Genomic DNA, 21,218 nt, shown 5'->3' with positions numbered 1-21,218 from the left:
TTTTTTTTATGCTTTTGTCAATGGGGGTAGAGCCTTTTGATAAGCCCTTAGGACAAATCTGAAACATTCTAAAAAATGACAAAAAAGTTACTTTTCCATATTTTATAGGTTCACAATCTCCTGTTGAATTGATATACTGCTAGAGTATTAATTACAAAGTTGTAATAACTAATCTTAAGGAGATGAATGAATTTGAAAAAGAAATGGATGAAAACTGTCGTAACGAGTAGTCTGACAGCCGTACTGGCCGTAGGGGTAATGCTTCCTGCTTCCGCGTCTGCTGCAGATTCAACATATAAGACTATCACAACGTACAAAATTACAAGTACAGACAGCTTGAAAGCTTATATTGAGAAATGGCTCAAACAAAATGGATATACCGTATCCGAGGGGCAAATTGTAGAGAAGCCTGCTACGCAGCCTGATCAAACAACGAAACCTGCTGAGCCGACAACAAAACCAACTCAACCAACAACAAAACCTGCTGAGCCTACAACTAAGCCTGAGCAACCGACTAAACCAACACAACCAGCTCAAGAAGAAAAACCGGAAACTACTCCGGCTAAAGATCCATCAAACACAGGTAACACAGGTAATACAGGTAACAATACAAGTAATAATGGTAGCGAAAGCACACAATCCGACTTTGCTACGCAAGTTGTAAAGCTTGTGAACGCTGAGCGTGCCAAAGCAGGTCTGAGCGCACTGACTTCAGATGCTCTTCTGGACAAAGTAGCTGTAGCCAAAGTAAAAGATATGAGCAACAATAACTATTTTGATCACCAGTCACCTACGTATGGTTCTCCGTTTGATATGATGAAACAGTTCGGAGTAACTTACAGCTATGCAGGTGAGAACATTGCCAAAGGACAAAAAACACCTCAGGAAGTTGTAACAGCTTGGATGAATAGTGCAGGACACCGTGCCAATATCCTGAGCAAAAACTTTACGCATATCGGTGTAGGTTTCTACAACGGATACTGGGCTCAAGAGTTTATCGGTAAATAAGCAATTATAATGAAGAAAGTATGAACTTTCTTTTCCACAAGGTTATGCCAGCACAGTTGAAATCTGTGTATGGCATAACCTTTTTTCCGTTAAATGACATATAGAAAATGAATTCTGCGAATGTAGCGGCAAAATTTGCAAATTAACGACAGAACATTTATGTTATTTAGGAATAACATCATCAGGGCGTGTCTGAAAACTCCGAAGGAAGCGGATTTTTAGACACGCCTTAATGTAAAGTCATTATAAATTATTAAGCACCCGGATTGGTGTACATGAGCGGAGATGTGATGATGAAAAAGAAAAAAAGCCTTGATTCAGCACCATGGATCTGGAGAACCGTCAGTACAGTATCCATCTTGGCAACTTTGCTGTTGTTATTTGGATTTGGATACGCCATAAAAGACGTGATTTTCCCCGAGGGAGATTCCGCATTAACTACAGGCCAGGAAGCACCCGCTCCATCTAAGGATATCGAGGGGGAACCGGCTGTCGTGGAAGATGGCAAGATTCGGATGGCCGTCATCGGCGATTCCCTGGCAAGAGGCACGGGGGATGATGAAGGACTCGGTTTTGTGAGACGTGCAGGGAACCTGCTTAAAGATAAAGGATATGACGTTCAGGTTCTTAATAATCTGGGTGTAAACGGTTTGAGAACAGATGCTTTATTGGAAAAACTCGATGAGCAAGGCGTGCGTTATGTCCTGCAACAATCCAATTTTATTTTGCTCTCGATCGGCGCAAATGATTTGTTCCAGGGAGGACAAGTTCTCCAGGGGGAAGATCCGCCAACAGCAGAGCAGCTGGCAGCGGCTTTGCCGGAAACGTCGAAGCGCCTTCAAGTGATATTGAAGAAAGTCAAAGAAATTAATCCCGATGCACAGATTGCGTACATAGGGTTGTACAATCCATTTGGTGATGTGAAGGAACTGGAGAAGCCGGGTAATGCAGTGGTTGCTGCATGGAACGATGCTGCACTGGCTATTTTGAACAACGAGGACAAGATGACACTGGTCCCTACATTCGATTTGTTTGAAAATCATCTGGGGGAGTATCTCTCGTCAGATCATTTCCATCCCAACGGACAAGGTTATGAGCAAATTGCAGTTCGGATAGCACAGGAATTCCAGGCAGATACACCGGCAGAAGGGAGCGGAAATTAAATGGCAGAGCAGCAGTATGATTCCGTCCTATCGGTACAGAATCTGAAAAAGCGGATCGGACGCAAGTGGATCATTAAAGACGTTACATTTGACGTAAAACCTGGTGAAATCTTCGGATTTCTCGGTCCCAACGGTGCCGGAAAAACAACTACGATACGGATGCTGGTCGATCTGATCAAACCGACAGAAGGAAAAATTAAAGTCTGTGGTTATGATGTGAATCGGGACCCTGAGCGCGCTTTGAAGTATGTAGGCTCCATTGTTGAAAATCCCGAGGTATATACCTATCTGACCGGATGGGAGAACCTGGAACATTTTGCCCGCATGCAACCGGGAGTGGATAATGATCGTATCCAGGAAGTTGTGGATATTGTACGATTGGATCAGCGTATTCACGATAAAGTCAGAACATACTCACTTGGTATGCGTCAGCGGCTCGGTATTGCACAAGCGTTACTTGGGCGGCCTCGTCTGCTCATTCTGGATGAACCGACGAATGGCCTTGATCCAAAAGGAATTAAGGAACTTCGTGTCTTTATTAAACAACTTGCGAGTGAAGGGATGGCTGTATTTGTCAGCAGTCACTTGTTAAGTGAGATCCAGCTTCTCTGTGACAGAGTAGCGATTATCAGTGCTGGACGTGTGCTTGCTGTTGGAGGCGTAAGCGAACTGATTGAAGATCATTCCAAGTTGGCTATATGGCACGTTTCACCACTGGATCAAGGCAAAAATATGTTGCTGGATGCAGGCATTACTCTGGTAAGTCGACCTGCGGATGTGATGGATGATACCATTGTTGCGGGCCTTGGTCCCAACGCTGTGGTTGCCGAGATGCATGAAGATCGAATTCCTGATCTGGTGCAGCAGATGGTTCAAGCAGGTATTCAGGTTGAAGGGGTACAGCGGATTCAGCCTACGCTCGAACAACTATTCTTAAAAATGACAGAAGGTGAATCCATTGAATAATATCTTGCCGCTGATCCGCAATGAAACGATTAAGATGGTGAAGAAAAAACGGCTTTATATTATATTTATTGTACTTGCGGTCCTTGTACCGATGTTTACGTATGCCCAGATGAAATCTGCGGAGAATAATCGCGACAAGTTTGGCGGCGATTGGCGTCTTGAACTGCAACAGGCCATCACAGACAATCAAAATTCGCTCGGTAGCGATCGGGTACCTGAAGAATACAAAAAATATAGAACAGTATATATCCAGCAGATGCAGTATTATCTTGAAAATGACATCAATCCCAAAGAACCGGGTGGTGTTACCTTTACGCGGGAGTTCATGAACAACGCGGTTGGTTTGTTTATTCCACTGTTAATCATGGCTATTGCTTCAGATCTTGTTTCAGGTGAACGTACGACAGGTACGATTAAAATGCTTTTAACGCGTCCGGTTAGACGCTGGAAAGTGCTTCTGAGTAAATTAATTACGCTGATTATGTTTGTTTCGATCATAGTGGTATCAGCTTACATTATATGTTATGTCATATCGGGTGCGGTCTTTGGTTATAAAGGTTTCAACATGCCAATCTTCACAGGATTCAAAGTTGTGGGAACAGATGTCGATATGTCGGCAGTGCATGCTGTAGACCAGTGGCTGTATATGCTTATGCAGGCAGGACTGATCTGGTTTGTGAGTGTAATTGTGGCTATGCTTGCATTTATGGTATCCGTGCTTGTGCGCAGTACTGCTGCAAGTATCGTTATCATGATGGCCGCGCTGATTGCAGGAACAATCTTGACCAGTATGGCAGCATCCTGGCAGACAGCGAAGTATCTGTTCATGGTTAACCTCGAACTTCCGAATTATTTGTCTGGCGGATTACCGCCAATCGAGGGTATGAATTTAGGTTTTTCCCTTATTGTGCTTAGTGTTTGGGGCATTGCTTCACTCATTGTGTCATTCCTTGTCTTTACGAAACGGGATATCTTGAATTAAAATGGACAAGGATAAGAAAACATCTGTTTGCATTTTAGGCATTTTTTTAGTTGCAAGTTAAGAAGGGGGAGCATGAATGGTCGAGCAAATCGATATGTCGGCAGGTTCGACAGGCGGAGGACAGGGGTCTTCAGGCTACGACGCGGACGACATTCAAGTACTTGAAGGGTTGGTAGCGGTACGGAAACGGCCGGGGATGTACATCGGCAGCACCAGCACTTCGGGTCTACATCATTTGGTATGGGAAATTGTCGACAACGCTGTCGACGAACATCTCGCCAAATTCTGCTCCAAAATCGATATCACGCTGCATAAGGACGGTTCTATTACGGTTCAGGATAACGGAAGGGGAATTCCGACAGGTATACATAAAACAGGGATTCCTACTCCCCAGGTCGTGTTTACGATTTTGCACGCAGGCGGAAAGTTCGGTGGATCAGGATACAAAAAATCAGGCGGTTTGCACGGTGTAGGTGCGTCAGTTACAAACGCATTGTCCGAGTGGCTTGAAGTCGAGATTTTCCGTGATGGCAAGATTCATCGTCAGCGATTCGAGTATTGGAAGGACAAAAAAGGGATTGAACATGTCGGTGAACCGGTCTCCGGTCTCGAAGTGTTGGGCAATACCAATCGGACAGGTACAAAAGTTACATTTAAACCGGATATTCGTGTGTTCCAGAATGGCATTCAATTTAATTATGATACATTGGCAGAACGCCTTCAGGAGATTGCTTTTCTGAATTCGGGTCTGAGAATTGTGCTCAAGGACGAACGTTCGGGCAATCAGGATGAATACATGTATGAAGGCGGAGCAAGCCAGTTTGTTGCTTTTCTTAACGAAAATAAAGATGTCCTGCATGATGTTATTCACTTCTATGCGGAGAAGGATGACATTGAAGTTGAAGTGGCAATCCAGTATAACGCGGGTTATACGGAGACACTGGCTTCGTTCGTGAACTCGATCCCTACTCGGGGCGGCGGTACTCATGAGACCGGATTCAGGGCTGCGTATACCCGAGTAATGAATGATTACGCACGGCGTACCAGCATGATTAAGGAAAAAGACAAAAACCTCGAAGGTAATGACCTGCGTGAAGGTATGATGGCTGTCATCAGTGTCAAAATGTCAGATGTTGAGTTCGTAGGTCAGACGAAGGATCAGCTCGGTAGCGCTTCCGCTCGAAGTGCAGTGGATTCGGTCGTGTCCGAAAATATTCAAAGGTTTCTGGAAGAAAACCCGCAGGTAGCTCAAACGTTAATTCGCAAAGCGGTTCAAGCCTCCAGAGCCAGAGAAGCAGCTCGCAAAGCACGTGATGATATGCGTACAGGCAAGAAACGCAGTGAGAGTTCCAACCTGAACGGCAAACTGACGCCGGCGCAATCAAAGGATTTTACCCGAAATGAGTTGTTTATTGTTGAAGGTGATTCCGCTGGTGGTTCTGCCAAACAGGGACGTGACTCGAAGATTCAGGCTATTCTGCCGCTTAAGGGAAAACCGCTCAATCCAGAAAAATCGAAGCTGGCCGACATTCTCAAAAATGAAGAATACCGTGCCATTACAGCGGCGATTGGGGCGGGCATAGGAACCGAATTTGCAGTTGAAGACAGCAATTATTCCAAAATTATCATTATGACCGATGCGGATACGGACGGCGCACATATTCAGGTGCTGCTGTTGACCTTCTTTTATCGTTATATGAAGCCTTTAATTGATGCAGGCAAAGTATATATTGCTCAGCCGCCATTGTACAAACTTACTCGTAAGTCTGGTAAGCTTGCGAGTGTTCGATATGCATGGACGGATGAAGAACTGGCGAATTATATGAAGGAATTCGGTAATAATGTTGAGCTTCAACGTTATAAGGGTCTTGGTGAGATGAATCCGGATCAACTGTGGGAGACAACAATGAATCCGGAAACTCGTGCGATGCTGAAGGTACAGATTGTTGATGCAGCAAAAGCAGAACGTCGTGTATCTACGCTCATGGGTGATAAGGTTGATCCGCGGAAACGCTGGATTGTAGAGAACGTCGACTTTACAGAGTACGAAGAATAGAAGGTGCTTGGAATGAGTCCATCAGAACAATTTATGCCGGCCTTTCTCGAAGAGGTCGTTGGGGACCGTTTCGGTCGCTACTCCAAATATATTATTCAGGATCGAGCCATTCCGGATGTCCGGGATGGGTTGAAGCCAGTACAACGGCGTATTCTGTACGCCATGTACGATTCAGGTAATACGCCTGACAAGACTTATCGCAAGTCTGCCAAAACCGTTGGGGACGTAATGGGTAATTATCATCCACATGGTGACTCATCCATCTATGAGGGCATGGTGCGGATGGCTCAGCCATGGAAAATGGGCCATATGCTCGTGGACGGTCATGGTAACTGGGGATCACAGGATGATGACCCGGCAGCGGCGATGCGGTATACGGAGGCCCGTTTGTCGCCCATCGCGATGGAGATGCTTCGCGATATCGAGAAACGGACGGTTCTGTTTAAGGATAATTTTGATAATACGGCCAAAGAACCGGTTGTATTGCCATCCCGTTATCCGAACTTGCTGGTTAATGGTGTCAGCGGTATTTCCTCCGGATTTGCAACGGAGATTCCTCCACACAATTTGCGTGAAGTCATTGATGCTTCGATCGCTGTGATGGAGAAACCGTCAATTGAGCTGGACGAAATCATGATGTTTATGAAGGGTCCTGACTTTCCAACAGGCGGATTGATTATGGGCGGTGACGGCATTCTGGATGCTTATCGCACAGGTAAGGGACGGATCTATATCCGGTCCAAAACCGAGATTGAAAACATGCGCGGAGGCAAACAGCAAATCGTCATTACCGAAATTCCTTATCAGGTCGTGAAATCTCGTCTGGTTACAGCGATGGAGAACATCCGACTTGAGAAGAAGGTTGAAGGTATTGCCGAAGTGCGTGATGAGAGCGGACGTGAAGGTCTGCGAATCGTGGTTGAGTTGAAAAAAGAAGCGGACGCACAAGGTATTTTGGCTTATTTGCTGAAGAAAACCGACCTGCAGGTCACTTACAACTTCAATATGGTTGCGATTGTGAATAAAGCACCACAACAAATGGGATTGAAATCAATTCTGGAGGCTTACATTGCCCACCAGCGGGAAGTTGTGACATTCCGTACCCGGTTTGAGCTGGAGAAAGCGGAAGACCGTGCACATGTGCTGGAGGGCTTGGTTAAAGCTCTTAACATCCTTGACGAGGTCATTGCAGCGATCAAAGCGTCGAAGAACCGGCAGGATGCTCAGAATAACCTGATGTGGATGTTTGGATTCACGGAACGTCAAGCGGATTCCATCCTTACTTTGCAATTATACCGTTTGACGAATCTGGAGATTAATTCTCTGGAGAAGGAACTCGGTGAACTGATGAAAAAGATTGCGCAATTACGATCCATTCTGGATAGTGACCGCAAGCTCATCGGAGTCATCCGCAAAGAATTGATGGAGATTCGTGAGAAATACGGTATAGACCGTCGTTCTGCGATTCAGGGTGAAGTGGAAGAACTCAAGGTTAATCTCGAAGTACTTGTGAATGCGGAAGATGTATTTGTTACGTTATCCAAAGAAGGATACGTGAAACGTACAGGCATGCAGTCCTTTACACGTTCTGGTGGTGAACGGAGCGGAAGTGGAGTAAAAGATGGCGATTATATCGCTCAGGTTCTGGAAGTAAACACACTTGAGAATCTGCTTGTCTTTACGAGGAAAGGTCAGTATTTCTTGTTACCTGTTCATCAGGTACCTGAATTCAAGTGGAAAGACCCGGGCACAGCCATTGTGAACGTGATTCCCCTTGCGAAAGATGACCGTATTGCAAGTGTGCTTGCTGTGAAATCCTTTGAAGAGCCAAATCACAGTCTGGTCTTTGTCACACGAAGAGGACAGGTGAAACGAACGGAACTGAAGGATTACGTTACCAAACGTTCCGGTGCAGTTGCGGCTTGTAAAGTGGGCAAGGACGATGAAGTGTTATCTGTACATCTAAGTACAGGCGCTCAAGATATTATGCTGATTACAAAAGAAGCCATGGCGATTCGTTTCCGAGAGGATGAGGTCAATCCAATGGGACGTGTATCCGGTGGTGTTCGTGGTATTCAGTTGAGAGATACAGATGAAGTTGTATCCGCTCTATGGGTAGAAGGAGATGAAGGTGAAGTTGCCGTGTTGTCCGATCTGGGATATGGTAAACGTTCATTACTCCTGGATTATGCTGTCCAGAGCCGTGGAGGCAAGGGGCTTGTCACATTTGAGTTCAAAGAAGGCAAACGTGTGAAACCGAATGGCAGCCGTATTGTTGGAGCGTTTTATTGCAAAGAGCAACGTAAGATCACTGTAATGACCAAGGAAGGCCAAGTGCATCAGATCTCTTCGGAAGGTGTTCCGATTACTGAGCGCAAACATATTGGCAAACTGATTGTTCCTGTGGATAAACAGGACGAGATCGTTGAACTTCTAAGGGACTTTAATGAGAATCAACCAGCAGCATCTTCATAAAAACAAACAAACGAGACTTTTCGCAGAACAGCTAATCCTGTCATGCGAGGAGTCTTTTTTTGTTGTTCGAAGGCGGATTAGAAGAGGGCATTCATGCGAAGTTTAACAACCTTCGTCGATTACGGTCGATCGCTAGGAAATTGAAAAAAGGCAGCAGGAATGCGGCTTTGGAGCGCGAAAACTTAAGCAGGTGAAGTGATAACCGGTTGCAGAGAGGAGCGATGGAAGATGTATAATTCCGATTTTGCCAAGTGTTGGTCCAGGTTAACCAAAGATTATAAATTGCATATGGATCAAGAGCTGGCACCCTCATTAACAGAGGCTCAGCTGGCTGTTCTGGAGGTGCTTGAAGACCATCAGAAGATGAAACCTTCGGATCTGATTCCTTATCTGTCGACTACGCCAGCTGCTGTAACCATGCTGCTCGATCGAATGGAGAAGAATGATCTGATTCGCAGGAATCGGGATAATCAGGATCGACGCATTGTGTGGGTATCTCTGTCAGAGAAAGGAAGAATGGAGACAGAGCGGGGAATCACCATCCGGAATGAATTCATGAACTCTGTTCTCAGTAACATTTCGATGCACAATCAACAATTGCTGGTATATCTGTTAGGCAAAATGACAACACCCAAGACCAAAGAGCCTGCCTTATCTACTTCGGTATGATACCATGCTGATTCTTCTGAATAACCATAGGAGTGCCTGCTCGTTTCATGCAGGAGCCCTATGGTTATTTTATTTACAAATTACATATGATACACACTGTGTCCAGGTTAGTTGAGTAAAGACAAGGATGTAACACAGTTAGTATGTCCTAATATTATTTTGTGAATTCATATGTAAAGAGTTGACTATGTAAATATTTTTGTTATAATAAATAATTGTTCCCCTGATATTTCGTGTGCGAAATATTATATTCCAAAAGTAAAAGGGTGAATCAATGACTGATACGTATGAAGTATTCTATATTATTAATTCGTTCCGCCAAGTGAATCAAATGCTTTTTCGAGCATTTTGGAATGAAAACAAGGAGATCGAGCTGACTTCGATCCAGTTTATGGTGTTATCCATTCTGAGGGAGCGTCCTTCCATTGGCATCAACGAAGTGGCTGAGCTATGCCATATGGGCAGCAGTTCCATGAGTGCTGTTGTGGAGCGACTGGTCAAAGGCGAGTATATCGTTCGGACACGTTCAGATGCTGACCGCCGATCCGTTAAGCTTCAGATTACGGACAAAGGGGAACAGGCCCAACAGGAAACGCACCATTTGTGGATGGAAAGAGTGTCACCCATTCTGGATATATCGAAGGAAGACCTTGAGCACCTACTTAGAATTCATAGTCAAATGATTGAAAAGTTAGAAGGAAGAGAGATGAACAACATATGAGTACGACTACTGCTGCAGCTCCATCCTCAGCGATGGACAACATCAAGAAAGGCCCGATTGTAGCGGCATTGTTAATTGGTGCCTTTGTGGCATTCCTGAACCAAACCCTGATGAACGTAGCGCTTCCTAAAATCATGGAAGACCTCGCGATCAATGCAAACAAAGCCCAATGGTTAACCACGGGTTATATGCTTGTGAACGGTGTACTGATTCCGGTTACGGCATATCTGATTGCCAAATTTTCAACGCGTCAAATTTTTATTACAGCCATGACTCTATTTACCATAGGTACATTAGTCTGTGGTCTTAGTCCAACCTTCACCATTCTGATGGTAGGTCGTGTTATTCAAGCGGCAGGTGCAGGTATCCTGATGCCTCTCATGACCGTTGTATTCCTGACCATCTTCCCAATCGAGAAACGTGGTCAGGCCATGGGAACCATGGGGATCGCGATGATTCTGGCTCCTGCGATTGGGCCTACACTTTCAGGTTATGTGGTTGAGCATTATTCCTGGAGATTGTTGTTCTACATCATCTTGCCATTCTCTATTATTGCAACGGCAATCGGTATTGCTTTTGTTAAAAACGTAACACGTCAATCCAGACCTAAACTGGATTATCCAGGCGTTATTTTATCTACACTTGGTTTTGGTAGTTTGCTTTACGGATTTAGTGATGCGGGTACCGATGGATGGGGCAGTGCAATTGTCATTGGATGCCTCGTAGTAGGTGCGATATCCCTGATTCTGTTCGTTATTCGTCAACTGACAACAGATCATCCGCTCCTTGAGTTCCGTATTTTCAAGTACAATATGTATTCATTAACGACAATTATCAATATGCTTGTGACGATGGCGATGTTTGCAGGTATGATCCTGCTTCCTATTTTCTTACAAAACATTCGTGGTTTCTCACCGATTGAGTCAGGACTTTTGATGATGCCTGGTGCGATATTGATGGGGATCATGTCTCCGATCACGGGTCGTATATTTGATAAGGTAGGCGCTCGCTGGCTTTCAGTTGCGGGTCTTGCTATTACGGCGATCACAACATTTGGACTGAGTCGCCTGGCAATCGATACTACGTACGGCTACATGATGTTTATCTACACGGCTCGTATGTTCGGTATGTCGATGCTGATGATGCCGATCCAGACAGCAGGTCTGAATCAACTGCCACAACGTCTGAACGCGCATGGTACCGCCATGTCCAACACATTGCGTACTGTTGCCGGAGCGATTGGTACAGCTATACTCGTTACCATCATGAGTAGCAAGCTCAAAACACATCTGGCGGATGCAGTGGCTGCGGGTCAGGTTGATCCTACTGATAAGACAGCGATGATAGCTGCTACAGCAGATGCAACGATTTACGGTGTTAATTATGCATTCATTGTGGCTACCGGAATGACTGTGGTTGCTTTGATCATGGCGTTCTTTATTCGGAAAACAAAACCAGCTGTTGAACCTGTTACTGTAGAACAGGAAAAAGCGACGGCTACTGCATAACGAATATTAGATAAAACCAAAAAAGAGAACTCTAGCAGTCGAAGGGGTAACCCTAACTGCCTGAGTTCTCTTTTTTTTTGGTGTGCGCGATAGGAGGAGAGTACTCTTATTATTCGGGCTGGATCGTTGGATCGATAAGAAATACAGGATCGGGCTCATGTCCGAACCGTTTTAGATTAATGGTTCCGTTCAGCTGAAACTCCACACCTTCGCTAATCAGTTCTGTTTCCTGCATCATGCGCGAGTGTTCGTCCGGTATGGAGATTTCGCCTTTTGCGTTGACAACACGGTGCCAGGGCAGACGTTCCTTGCGGCTCATCGAGTGCAGAATACGGATGACTTGTCTCGCCGCTCTTGGACTTCCAGCATGGGCTGCAATCTGACCGTAAGTCATCACTTTACCTTCGGGAATCGCCGCGATGATCGCAATGACTTGTTTGGTAAACGGGGTCATCATGATGTCTCCTCTCTGTATCTTAGGTATATAGCTGAAAATATGAAAAAACGTGTCGTTCAGATACAGAATCTGAACGACACGTAATATGGACAAATCTAACCTGATCCTGTGCACTTATAGAGGTTGTTCGATAAAACCGCTTTTGATCCCATCTTCTCGGTACTGAAAACCAGTCTTGCTGAACATGTACTTATTGAGATTGTCCAAAAGCTTTTTGGTACACGGCAGCGGGCCATTCTGCCCAGGGGAATTCTCTTGCAGGCAAAGATTGCAGAATAACTTCTTCCTTGGTAACTGGATGAGGAAAAGCAGCAATCGCAGACCATAGAGCAATCTGTTGCCCGGGTTTATTCACGCTTGCGCCGTACTTCTGATCCCCGTACAGAGGGCAGCCGATTTCTTTCATTTGCACCCGAATCTGATGAGATCTGCCGGTGTGCAGTTCGATATGGACGAGGCTGTAACGGTCTGTCTCGCCGATAACACGGTAATCCAGAACGGCATCCTTACCGCCAGCCGTACCTTTAGGTACAACAGTAACAGTATTTGTACGTGCATCTTTCAGCAGCGTGTGTTTTAACGTTCCCTGTTGTGCAGGCAACTTGCCATGTACTACAGCCGCATATATTTTACGGAAATGACGTCCCCGCACTGTCTCGGACAATCTCGAAGCTGCTTTGGATGTCTTGGCAAAGATCATTGCCCCTCCAACAGGACGATCAAGTCGGTGTACTAACCCGAGATAGACATTGCCAGGTTTATTATATCGTTCTTTCAGATCTTGCTTCAGCAATGTGAGCAAATCCGGATCACCTGATGCATCTTCCTGGGTAGGTACATTGACCGGCTTCGTAATACCTAACAGATGGTTGTCTTCAAACAGAATCGGAATTGCATCGTGATCATGCCGATGTTCTGACATGATTAGGACTCCCAACGGCCCAGAATACCACAAGGCAGATCAAGACCACTGCGTGTGATCGGCAGACCGATTTCACCTGCGGTAATGTCACCACCGTACTGAGCAGACATTGTCATGGTCAACATGTTGCGCAGAACCGTGGAGGAGATGCCCGTGGTGTAGGAGTTAACCAGCATGAATAATGGATTATCCGACAAGATCGTCATACATGACTTCAAGAATGGATAAAGGTTTTCTTCCAGTTTCCATGTCTCGCCATTCGGACCGCGGCCATAAGAAGGAGGGTCCATGATAATGGCGTCATAACGATTTCCACGCCGTTGTTCCCGTTGTACGAATTTGAATACATCATCTGTAATAAAACGAACAGGGCGATCAGCCAGTCCGGATAATTGAACATTTTCCTTGGCCCATTGAACCATGCCTTTAGCTGCATCCACATGCACAACAGAAGCGCCTGCGTAAGCTGCGGCTACCGTTGCTCCGCCTGTATAGGCAAACAGGTTCAAGACAGAAATCGGGCGTCCTGCATTGGAGATTTTATCCATCATCCAGCTCCAGTTGGCGGCTTGTTCAGGGAACAGACCAGTGTGCTTAAAGCTGGTAGGTTTAATGTGGAATTTCAGGTTTTCGTATCCGATCGTCCAGCGCTCGGGAATGGGCTTTTTCATATCCCAGTTACCGCCACCAGAAGAGCTGCGATGATAGTGACCATGCACCTGACGCCATTCATTGGTTTCTTGCTCGAGGGGCCAGATAATCTGTGGATCAGGTCTGCGTAAAATCACATCTCCCCAACGCTCCAGTTTCTCGCCGCCTCCTGTATCGATTACTTCATAGTCCTTCCAATTCTTAGCTACGTACATAATGATTTATCCATCCTTCAAAAGTCATTTGGATACTATTGTACAACAAAAAAGGGCTTGTACGCCAGTTGGGGGACGGGATCATTGGAGGAAGGTATTACATCTGACCTTAAAGGATGAAGTATTTTAGCTGTGTTGAAATCCAACATGCCCCATATACTGAAAAACAAAGATAACCAAAAATTTAATTTGACAATGATAATCATTATCACATATGATTTTGTTAATCCAAAATTCATTCTTTCTTCATAGAGAGAATATTACATGATCAAATTAAAGTGAGGGAAAAATAGATGGCTAAATTGTTAGTGGCTTATGCGAGCATGACAGGAAATACAGAAGAAATTGCAGAACTGATTGTGGAGGGAATTACAAAGGGAGGCCACGAGGCAGACCTGAAATCCGTAACGGATTGTAATGCATCTGATGTATTGGACTATGACGGATTCATGATCGGTGTGTACACCTGGGGAGATGGGGAGTTGCCAGATGAATTCCTTGATTTCTATGAGGAGCTGGATGAGCTGGACCTGAGTGGTAAGAGAGCTGCGGTGTTTGGTAGTGGTGACACCTCGTATGAGCAGTTCTGCGGTGCAGTTGATCTCGCGGCTGCCAAGCTGCAAGAGCGTGGGGCGGAGGTATCTCCAGAGATGTTGAAAATTGAATACAGTCCGCTTGAGCAGGAGAAAGAAACATGCCGTGATTTTGGCAAACGCTTCGCTGCTGCCGGATTACAGGTATCCTAAAGATCATGTTAAAACATAATGTTCAGGCAGCGATGCCAGTCGGAAGAAATGATCTTTCTGGACGTCTGCTTGAAGATTACAGATTGGAAGAAATGCTGCGCAGCCCACACCGATTCATCCGCCCTGAACCCGTGTCTGAGCAGCGTCTTCCACTGCAATGGAGGCACCGTGTACAATATGCGGTGAGCCATGCGATCAATGCCTTTTACAGTCTCGACCCCGATGTTCGTAAAGAGATACCCGTACAGTATTTACTTGAGAAGTGGTGGCCCAGAAAGACGGATGGTTTCGAATCTGTTCTCCATTACTGGGATGTGAAGAACAAGATTACGGATGAATTGTCACTCGCCATTGCAATGAACGATGATCTGAAGCATCCAGCCATTCTTTTTGAACAGTGGAGGACAGAATTACCTTCATTATCCATGCATTTGTCGATGATATTTCAGGCGGCCTGGCAACCCGAAGGCTGGGATTCGCTGCTTATTCAGAAATATATGGTTGTCCATGATCCAAACGTAGTTGAGGCGTTTCAGCATATGGTCAGTGTATTCTGCTGGGAAGCCTTCGGAAAATTACCGGGTATGATCGAGATATACTGCTTGTTGGAAGGACGCAAAATTAGGTACATTCCTGGACGCCAGTCTTTGATACGTTCCATGGACTACATTCGCTTGATACGTGACAGCATGCCGCAAGCAGAAGTGGTGGAGTCAGAACAATTTACGACGCGTGATAAAGCTCGTATACACGAAGAGATAGATCGCTGGAAAACGGAAGCCATTGAACCGAAGAAAACATGGTTGATGTGAAGGCGATTGAAGGATAACGATATATCATGCACATAGAGGAGGGGAAGTTGCCATGTCTACCGGTCTAAGTCAAGATATAAGCAGCGGCAAGAGACGTGCAGGAACTTGCGAATTCAGTCCGTTGCCAGTACCCCAGTCGGTTATACGGAAGTTGCTTGATGAAGCAGATCCTTCATTATATGTGATGAGTTCAGAACCCTGGAGGTTTATGTTGTTTGCAGGCGAAGGGCGACAGCTTTATCTGGAAGCGGTCAGACAGAGCTATCCACCTCATCTGGCTGATCGCTACGGCGATTGGGCTACATATCAATACACGGAAGCAATTCCAACCCATCTGGTTGTCGTGGCACCTAGAAATGCCCGTGAGGATGATCTTCTGCCGGCCAAAGCCTGGAGCAAACGCTTTAGTATTCTGGCTGCGGAACAGGGTTTGAATGCGGTCTGGAAGATCAATGATTATCAACAACATCCTGTGTTCATGAATTTGATGGGTTTGACAAGTGCAGAGAAGGTGCTGGGGGTATTCCATATCGGTTACGGAGACCAGCCTGGATTGCGGGATGTGGATGCAAGCAGACCAGCCTCTGAACTGATGACGGTCTATGACCATCTGGTATAAAACGATTCTTTAGTTACTTATTTGCTGGTGTTGGATAGAAAATCACGAACGAGCTGACGATTCGTCTGATCTTTGTTATATACGGAGTATAATCGATTGGATACTGTAAGGACATTGCCAAAAAAGAATCGTTCGAATTGGGTCTGTCTGCCCCCGAATGATCCAGCCCCAAGCTCCCAGATCAGGCGGAACAGAGCGTTGCGTTCATAAGAAGCCATATCGTTCCCTTTCAGATATATATTCAGTGAAGGAGCGATATCGGATTGAAACTCTTCTTCCTGAGGGATCATAATTACCCCGCTCGAACCCAAAAGTTGCAGAATTTCAATCATCTCAGGATAAAGTTTCGGAAAAAGCAGATTGGCTGCCATCAATGGTTTGGGTGCAGGTAATACAAATCCTCTTCCGTCCGGTATGGCACCTGCCTCTGCGGCCAAAGCCAATGCTTTTAACGATTCAAGACCTGCGAACACTCGTGCAGTTTTCTCAATAACATGTGCTTCTGTATTCAGATCGAGAGTATCCGTGAGAAGCTGGAGTGTACCGAGAACAAATTCCGTCTTGGCAATATAACGACACAATACCTGATGACCTGCGTGAATATGAAAGTTACTGCCACTGAAGAGACGCGAGGACATTTCCTCACTTCCTGCAAAAAATATTCGTTCATGCGGAACGAGCACCCGGTCAAAGATGACGATATTGTCCATTTCTTCATATCTGGAACTCAGAGGATAGTTGGTGTGAGATTCGGCTGCGTAGGTATCCCTGCATACCAGACTGATTCCTGGGAGATCATTGGGGACAGCAAAAGAGAATGCAAATGGATTTTCGTCATCAAATGGGGCGGGAGAAGGGGACGGGTAGACAAAAATCTCATCCGAAGTGGCAGCTTGTGTAGCCATCATGAATGCTCCGCTAATAATGAGACCTTCCTCGGTACGATCTACGACCTTTGCGGCAATAGCATCCTCAGTGGCATCCAATTGTCCTGAAATTTTGCTGGCGTATGGCTGAATGAAGGCATGGGATAGCGTAATATCATGATCACGGCAGTAGGCATAATAATTTTTGAGATTTTCTGCATATTGGGGAGATAATTCGTTCAGAAGATCGGCACCTGTGTAAAAGGACATAATGGCTGTATTCATGTAATCGGGTGAGCGACCAAGAAAGCCATGATGGACATTTGCCCAGATATTCATCCCTTCCCGTCGTTTGCGGAGGTCGTCCGCACTGGTTGGAGGCAGGAAGGATATGCCTACTGTTTTTCCGTCTGCCGGAGAGGCATACGTCATCGTTTCCACATATCTAGGATCAGATTGCAGATCATACATGTACATCTGAGTCTCCATTAAACCAGCAAATGCTACATGTTCAGAGCGTTTTCCAGTAATAAGGTTACCTTTGTACCAGCAAGGGACGGACTGTGCATCAATTCGTTCACGATACTGTGTGCCACTTTTAACAGGCATTGTTATTCACCTCTTGGTTCTAATCGTTCATGGGCAGACTGACTTCTTACGTAGTGTACGTAGGTGATCTGTCCAATGTGCATTTAAGAGGTGAGAAGGATTTTTATATAGATTAGGGCTTGATAATAATTATCATTCTTGTTACAATGGAAAAAGAAAAAGGAACCGGTAAGGGCTCCTTTAAGTGGATCACATGAAATTACTTATTTTACTTCAAATGTCTTACAGTCTGTTTCAGCAGACTGACTTGCTTCTTTGGAACTGTGACTCACGATGTAGATCGAAGATGCGTTACATTTGTTCTCTTGAGCCCAGTGACGACAGGAATTAACTTCACACAATACGTCTTTTGCCATGATTGTTAACCTCACTTTAATTGGATTACAGTCGTTGGTATAAAGATCCGGATATAACAAGTTGCCGCTTGCCAATCTGGAAAATTTTTGCTCTCACGAAATTCGGAGGGCTTTTTTGCGTTATACACAACGATGCACACTTAGAATAGCAAATTTTATTGAAGCTTGCAACCAAATGCCCCCATCTGTGGCAAAATAGTGGACGTGCTGTGGTTATATTTGCAAAAAGGCAGTAGTATGTTATTATTTAATAGTAATAATTACGATTAAAAGTCTAATTGATTCTATATAACTTGAACCAAGCATTTACACGAAACCATAAATGAAGGAGCATGTGTATACATGAGCAAAATAAACCATATGAACCGGATTCCCCGCGCGAAAGGGATCGATATGGCTGCTTTTTACACGCCGAAAGAGTGTAGACATAAAGCCCAGCATATTGTATTTTCCGCTGAAAATGAACGCATCATTAATGAATTTGTCACCATTCTGGGCATGAAAGAGAAGTTCAGAGAGCATGATGTATCAATCCCCAACAAAATGGTCATGTTCGGGCCTCCCGGTACGGGAAAAACATTAACGGCATCACATCTGGCGGAGCGCCTTGATCTGCCATTGGTTCTTGTGAGATTAGATGCGATCATTCATAGCCATCTTGGGGAGACGGGGAGTAATGTACGTAAGTTATTCGAATATGCACGAATGAATCCCTGTGTGTTATTTCTGGATGAATTTGATGCCATAGGCCGGACGCGTGAGAGCAATGATGAAGTGAAAGAGATGGCTCGTGTCGTCAATACGTTGTTGCAGTGTCTGGACGAATTCGATGGGGACAGTATCCTGGTAGCTGCGACGAATCTGGAAACCCAACTGGATCACGCCATCTGGCGGCGGTTTGATACCAAGATGACCTATGGAATGCCTGACGATTCAAGTCGCAGATTGTATATCAGCAAGTTGGTGGGGGCATTTGAACAGGAGACCCAGCTGGAAGATTACATATGTGAACGCTTAACCGGGTGCAGTTATGCGGATATAGAGCAGATCGTTTTGAAAGCAAAACGGAAAGCGATCATAGCCAGCAGTACACTTCATAAGCAACTGATCTCGGATGCTTACGATGAATACAGACCACGTGTATTAGAGTGTTGAATGCTTCCATTCTGGATAAAGCAACAAGGAACAACGTTGAACTAGCCCAGTCTCCTGAATGGAGTTCTGGGCTAGTTGTCATGTTAGCGTGGTGCGTTACACCTTAACGGCTGCTCCGTATGCTTTTTCTGTATTTAGGGCTTCTTGTGTTGCAGTCCAGCGTGGCAGGCTTAATCTGAACATGCTGCCTTCCGGGCTGCTGGAGACAAGTGTCAGTTCACCGCCCTGTTCCTGAGCGAGTAGGCGGCTATATGTTAATCCTAGACCCAGGCCGCGGTTACGACGTTTTTTGATTTCTCCACGATAGAACCGTTCAAAGATTTTGGGTTGTTCTTCAGCTGCGATGCCTGTGCCGTTGTCCTTGACATCAACGTACAGCATCTGTTCTTCTTTACTTAGATAAATATCGAAGACAGCCTTCTGTTCAGGAGCTGTGGCATGAAGTGCGTTATTGAGCAAATTGACAATGATCTGCTGAATGCGGAGAGCATCCCCCATGGTAAAGAAGTTAATTGGAGGGGCGTGCAGCTGAACCTCTGGCATTTTGTCCTCATACGCAATCTTCCACTGATAGATGATCTCACCAACCAACAGCTTCAGATCCGTCCGTTCCTTGCGAACGGCAACACTTCCTGCAGCCATGGCATTATAGTCAAGCAAATCTGCGACCATACGCTCCATGCGTTCGGATTCCTTCAAAGCGATATCCAAAAATTCTTTTCCTTCCTGTGGACTCACGACATCGTCACGTACTGCCATAACGAGCCCCTTGATGGAAGTTACCGGTGTCTTGAGTTCATGACTTACTCCTGCCAGCGAAAGTGTACGCCATTCTTCGAGCTGTTGGAGACGAGTAGCCATATCGCGAAATGAATTTACAAGTTCATTGATCTCACGTTCTCGTGTATTCAAGTCAAGACTCACATCATAATTGCCACCTCGAATCTGCTCAGCGGCATAGGCGACCTGACGAATCGGTCTGGATAACTTTTTGGACAGGAGATAGATTGTAAACCATCCACAGAGGATTAGTCCTCCGAGGATTAGAGCCACGAGCCATATCGTCTCTGGACCAAATGTAATGGATTGTTTGGACTGCATGACCCACACTTTACCCAAGGTTTGGTCGCCTTCGGATATGTTGACCGTTACACCTGCATATTTGTTGTTGCGCGGTTCAAGATAGTCGTCTGACAGTCGATAATGCACATCTTTTTGCTCCATTTTAGGCTGGGAAAAGATCAATTGATTGTTATTGTCCAAGATCATGACACAAAAATAATGATCTGTATTAAATAGTTTCTCTCGCTTGGTTACCAGTCTGTCAAGATCGGGTGGAACCCGAAGCATATTATTTTCACTGGTCACATGATCGGCAATCTCCAGACCAAGCAGTTCTGCGGTTTTGAGGCTTTTCTCAATGGAAGTTGTTCGAATCCAGTAGAGTGCTCCTGCCGCAATAATCGTGAATCCAATACACAAAATTAGAAAATATCGCAGTGTCCAGTGTGACAGAATGGATATCGTTCGTTTGGGTTTCTTCTGTTTCAGTTGGCGATCCAAAATTGATACCCCATTCCTCGCAACGTCCGAATTTCTCCCGTCTCTGGCGACCAGTGGGAGAGGGCTTGACGTAGTCGTTTAATCGATAGATCTACAGCACGGTCACTGCCATCATAGTCCATCCCCCATACCTGCTCAATAAGATGATCTCTGGTAAATGTCCGATTCGGATAATCGGACAGGAAGAACAGTAACGACAGGTCACGAGGTGTGAGTGCAACCTCTGCTCCGTTCAGCAACACCTGCTTGGCAGCAAGATCAATGACGAGATTTCCAAAAGAACGCTTCTCTTTGCCACCTGAGGTCCAATGTGGATTACGACGCAACACCGCATTAACTCTGGCGACCACTTCTTCCGGTACAAAAGGTTTGCTCATATAATCGTCAGCACCAGCATTCAGTCCGTTGAGACGGTCTGAAATGTCATCCAGTGCGGTTAGCATGATCACGGGACAAGCACTTTTTTCACGAATAATCCGCAGCAGATCCCATCCGTCCATTCCTGGCAGCATCACATCAAGTAATACAAGGGAAGGCGTTACGGTATCAAAAAGGGTAAGTGCAGTCGGTCCATCTGCTGCATGATGAACTTCAAATTCTGCTTTTCTCAGATAAGCAGCCAATACTCGTGCAATAGCTTGCTCATCCTCGACGATAAGTATAGATTTCAAGAAAAGCGTTCTCCTTTCGCTTTGTAAA

Annotated in this window: 20 protein-coding genes; 13 read left to right on the top strand and 7 right to left on the bottom strand. The window is 45.4% G+C overall.

Annotated features, from left to right (window positions below; genetic code table 11):
• The first annotated feature begins 192 nt into the window (after positions 1 to 192).
• The 9 genes from J2X75_RS11440 (at position 193) to J2X75_RS11400 (ending at position 11,548) form a co-directional block, all read left to right on the top strand.
• On the top strand, positions 193 to 1,008 hold the full coding sequence (locus J2X75_RS11440) for a CAP domain-containing protein (protein ID WP_310336484.1): 816 nt from the start codon (positions 193 to 195) through the stop codon (positions 1,006 to 1,008).
• 290 nt (positions 1,009 to 1,298) lie between these two features.
• On the top strand, positions 1,299 to 2,171 hold the full coding sequence (locus J2X75_RS11435; RefSeq protein WP_310336483.1) for a GDSL-type esterase/lipase family protein: 873 nt from the start codon (positions 1,299 to 1,301) through the stop codon (positions 2,169 to 2,171).
• Complete coding sequence (locus J2X75_RS11430) at positions 2,172 to 3,137, top strand: ABC transporter ATP-binding protein (protein WP_310336480.1); 966 nt, start codon at positions 2,172 to 2,174, stop codon at positions 3,135 to 3,137.
• Positions 3,130 to 4,119 carry an ABC transporter permease gene (locus tag J2X75_RS11425; protein WP_310336479.1) on the top strand — a complete coding sequence of 330 codons (990 nt, stop codon included), beginning with the start codon at positions 3,130 to 3,132 and terminating at the stop codon, positions 4,117 to 4,119. Before J2X75_RS11430 ends, J2X75_RS11425 begins: the two co-directional genes overlap by 8 nt.
• 76 nt (positions 4,120 to 4,195) lie before the next feature.
• The gene (gene parE / locus J2X75_RS11420; protein WP_091029012.1) at positions 4,196 to 6,175 is read left to right on the top strand and encodes a DNA topoisomerase IV subunit B; all 1,980 of its coding nucleotides are present in this window, start codon (positions 4,196 to 4,198) and stop codon (positions 6,173 to 6,175) included.
• Between the two features lie 12 nt (positions 6,176 to 6,187).
• Entirely contained in the window at positions 6,188 to 8,650 is a 2,463-nt protein-coding gene (gyrA, locus tag J2X75_RS11415; protein ID WP_310336476.1) for a DNA gyrase subunit A, read from the top strand.
• Positions 8,651 to 8,878: 228 nt separating this feature from the next.
• Positions 8,879 to 9,319 carry a MarR family winged helix-turn-helix transcriptional regulator gene (locus tag J2X75_RS11410; RefSeq protein ID WP_036613306.1) on the top strand — a complete coding sequence of 147 codons (441 nt, stop codon included), beginning with the start codon at positions 8,879 to 8,881 and terminating at the stop codon, positions 9,317 to 9,319.
• Positions 9,320 to 9,593: 274 nt separating this feature from the next.
• Complete coding sequence (locus J2X75_RS11405; RefSeq protein ID WP_036613308.1) at positions 9,594 to 10,040, top strand: MarR family winged helix-turn-helix transcriptional regulator; 447 nt, start codon at positions 9,594 to 9,596, stop codon at positions 10,038 to 10,040.
• The gene (locus J2X75_RS11400; protein WP_124116268.1) at positions 10,037 to 11,548 is read left to right on the top strand and encodes a DHA2 family efflux MFS transporter permease subunit; all 1,512 of its coding nucleotides are present in this window, start codon (positions 10,037 to 10,039) and stop codon (positions 11,546 to 11,548) included. The genes J2X75_RS11405 and J2X75_RS11400 overlap by 4 nt, the downstream gene beginning before the upstream one ends.
• Positions 11,549 to 11,657: 109 nt before the next feature.
• On the opposite strand, the gene J2X75_RS11395 is transcribed toward J2X75_RS11400, so the two are convergent.
• From J2X75_RS11395 to J2X75_RS11385, 3 genes are all read right to left on the bottom strand, one after another.
• Positions 11,658 to 12,002 (bottom strand): MGMT family protein, encoded by a 345-nt coding sequence (locus J2X75_RS11395; protein WP_310336763.1) that lies wholly within the window; start codon positions 12,000 to 12,002, stop codon positions 11,658 to 11,660.
• Positions 12,003 to 12,195: 193 nt separating this feature from the next.
• Positions 12,196 to 12,927, bottom strand: coding sequence for an RluA family pseudouridine synthase (locus J2X75_RS11390; protein WP_310336474.1), 732 nt, complete (start codon positions 12,925 to 12,927; stop codon positions 12,196 to 12,198).
• Between the two features lie 2 nt (positions 12,928 to 12,929).
• Positions 12,930 to 13,793, bottom strand: a complete 864-nt coding sequence (locus J2X75_RS11385; RefSeq protein WP_017687801.1) for a class I SAM-dependent methyltransferase — start codon at positions 13,791 to 13,793, stop codon at positions 12,930 to 12,932.
• Positions 13,794 to 14,086: 293 nt separating this feature from the next.
• On the opposite strand from J2X75_RS11385, the gene J2X75_RS11380 reads away from it, so the two are divergent.
• Genes J2X75_RS11380 through J2X75_RS11370 form a run of 3 tightly spaced genes read left to right on the top strand, consistent with a single transcriptional unit; the run spans position 14,087 to position 15,970 of the window.
• On the top strand, positions 14,087 to 14,539 hold the full coding sequence (locus tag J2X75_RS11380; protein WP_091017919.1) for a flavodoxin: 453 nt from the start codon (positions 14,087 to 14,089) through the stop codon (positions 14,537 to 14,539).
• A 5-nt stretch (positions 14,540 to 14,544) separates the two neighbouring features.
• Positions 14,545 to 15,351 carry a hypothetical protein gene (locus J2X75_RS11375; protein WP_310336472.1) on the top strand — a complete coding sequence of 269 codons (807 nt, stop codon included), beginning with the start codon at positions 14,545 to 14,547 and terminating at the stop codon, positions 15,349 to 15,351.
• 52 nt (positions 15,352 to 15,403) lie between these two features.
• Positions 15,404 to 15,970: a nitroreductase family protein gene (locus tag J2X75_RS11370; RefSeq protein WP_150365473.1), complete on the top strand. Its 567-nt coding sequence runs from the start codon at positions 15,404 to 15,406 to the stop codon at positions 15,968 to 15,970.
• Between the two features lie 17 nt (positions 15,971 to 15,987).
• Here the strand turns inward: J2X75_RS11370 and J2X75_RS11365 are convergent, their stop codons facing one another.
• Together J2X75_RS11365 and J2X75_RS11360 are read right to left on the bottom strand one after the other, a co-directional pair.
• A complete protein-coding gene (locus J2X75_RS11365) occupies positions 15,988 to 17,445 on the bottom strand; it encodes a 4-hydroxyphenylacetate 3-hydroxylase N-terminal domain-containing protein (RefSeq protein ID WP_310336471.1) in 1,458 nt (485 codons plus the stop codon).
• A gap of 203 nt (positions 17,446 to 17,648) precedes the next feature.
• Positions 17,649 to 17,801 (bottom strand): DUF1540 domain-containing protein, encoded by a 153-nt coding sequence (locus tag J2X75_RS11360; protein WP_074095586.1) that lies wholly within the window; start codon positions 17,799 to 17,801, stop codon positions 17,649 to 17,651.
• A gap of 342 nt (positions 17,802 to 18,143) precedes the next feature.
• Between J2X75_RS11360 and J2X75_RS11355 the strand changes: the two genes are divergently transcribed.
• Positions 18,144 to 18,956 (top strand): AAA family ATPase, encoded by an 813-nt coding sequence (locus tag J2X75_RS11355; protein ID WP_310336468.1) that lies wholly within the window; start codon positions 18,144 to 18,146, stop codon positions 18,954 to 18,956.
• Positions 18,957 to 19,052: 96 nt separating this feature from the next.
• Here the strand turns inward: J2X75_RS11355 and J2X75_RS11350 are convergent, their stop codons facing one another.
• Complete coding sequence (locus J2X75_RS11350; RefSeq protein ID WP_310336466.1) at positions 19,053 to 20,519, bottom strand: HAMP domain-containing sensor histidine kinase; 1,467 nt, start codon at positions 20,517 to 20,519, stop codon at positions 19,053 to 19,055.
• Positions 20,504 to 21,190 (bottom strand): response regulator transcription factor, encoded by a 687-nt coding sequence (locus J2X75_RS11345; RefSeq protein WP_036672909.1) that lies wholly within the window; start codon positions 21,188 to 21,190, stop codon positions 20,504 to 20,506. The genes J2X75_RS11350 and J2X75_RS11345 overlap by 16 nt, the downstream gene beginning before the upstream one ends.
• Positions 21,191 to 21,218 lie beyond the last annotated feature (28 nt).

Origin of the sequence: Paenibacillus sp. 2003 (assembly GCF_031455635.1) — a bacterium.
Classification (GTDB): Bacteria; Bacillota; Bacilli; order Paenibacillales; family Paenibacillaceae; genus Paenibacillus; species Paenibacillus amylolyticus_B.
Note: the sequence above shows the minus strand (reverse complement) of the source record. Positions and strands in the feature narration are given on the sequence as shown.

Excerpts from the sequence above, each read along its gene's own strand:
- parE (WP_091029012.1), top strand. The coding sequence starts at position 4,196 with ATGGTCGAGCAAATCGATATGTCGGCAGGTTCGACAGGCGGAGGACAG.
- gyrA (WP_310336476.1), top strand. The coding sequence starts at position 6,188 with ATGAGTCCATCAGAACAATTTATGCCGGCCTTTCTCGAAGAGGTCGTT.
- J2X75_RS11430 (WP_310336480.1), top strand. The coding sequence starts at position 2,172 with ATGGCAGAGCAGCAGTATGATTCCGTCCTATCGGTACAGAATCTGAAA.
- J2X75_RS11410 (WP_036613306.1), top strand. The coding sequence starts at position 8,879 with ATGTATAATTCCGATTTTGCCAAGTGTTGGTCCAGGTTAACCAAAGAT.
- J2X75_RS11390 (WP_310336474.1), bottom strand. The coding sequence starts at position 12,927 with ATGTCAGAACATCGGCATGATCACGATGCAATTCCGATTCTGTTTGAA.
- J2X75_RS11385 (WP_017687801.1), bottom strand. The coding sequence starts at position 13,793 with ATGTACGTAGCTAAGAATTGGAAGGACTATGAAGTAATCGATACAGGA.
- J2X75_RS11435 (WP_310336483.1), top strand. The coding sequence starts at position 1,299 with ATGATGAAAAAGAAAAAAAGCCTTGATTCAGCACCATGGATCTGGAGA.
- J2X75_RS11400 (WP_124116268.1), top strand. The coding sequence starts at position 10,037 with ATGAGTACGACTACTGCTGCAGCTCCATCCTCAGCGATGGACAACATC.
- J2X75_RS11370 (WP_150365473.1), top strand. The coding sequence starts at position 15,404 with ATGTCTACCGGTCTAAGTCAAGATATAAGCAGCGGCAAGAGACGTGCA.
- J2X75_RS11360 (WP_074095586.1), bottom strand. The coding sequence starts at position 17,801 with ATGGCAAAAGACGTATTGTGTGAAGTTAATTCCTGTCGTCACTGGGCT.
- J2X75_RS11365 (WP_310336471.1), bottom strand. The coding sequence starts at position 17,445 with ATGCCTGTTAAAAGTGGCACACAGTATCGTGAACGAATTGATGCACAG.
- J2X75_RS11395 (WP_310336763.1), bottom strand. The coding sequence starts at position 12,002 with ATGACCCCGTTTACCAAACAAGTCATTGCGATCATCGCGGCGATTCCC.
- J2X75_RS11380 (WP_091017919.1), top strand. The coding sequence starts at position 14,087 with ATGGCTAAATTGTTAGTGGCTTATGCGAGCATGACAGGAAATACAGAA.
- J2X75_RS11355 (WP_310336468.1), top strand. The coding sequence starts at position 18,144 with ATGAGCAAAATAAACCATATGAACCGGATTCCCCGCGCGAAAGGGATC.
- J2X75_RS11375 (WP_310336472.1), top strand. The coding sequence starts at position 14,545 with ATGTTAAAACATAATGTTCAGGCAGCGATGCCAGTCGGAAGAAATGAT.
- J2X75_RS11405 (WP_036613308.1), top strand. The coding sequence starts at position 9,594 with ATGACTGATACGTATGAAGTATTCTATATTATTAATTCGTTCCGCCAA.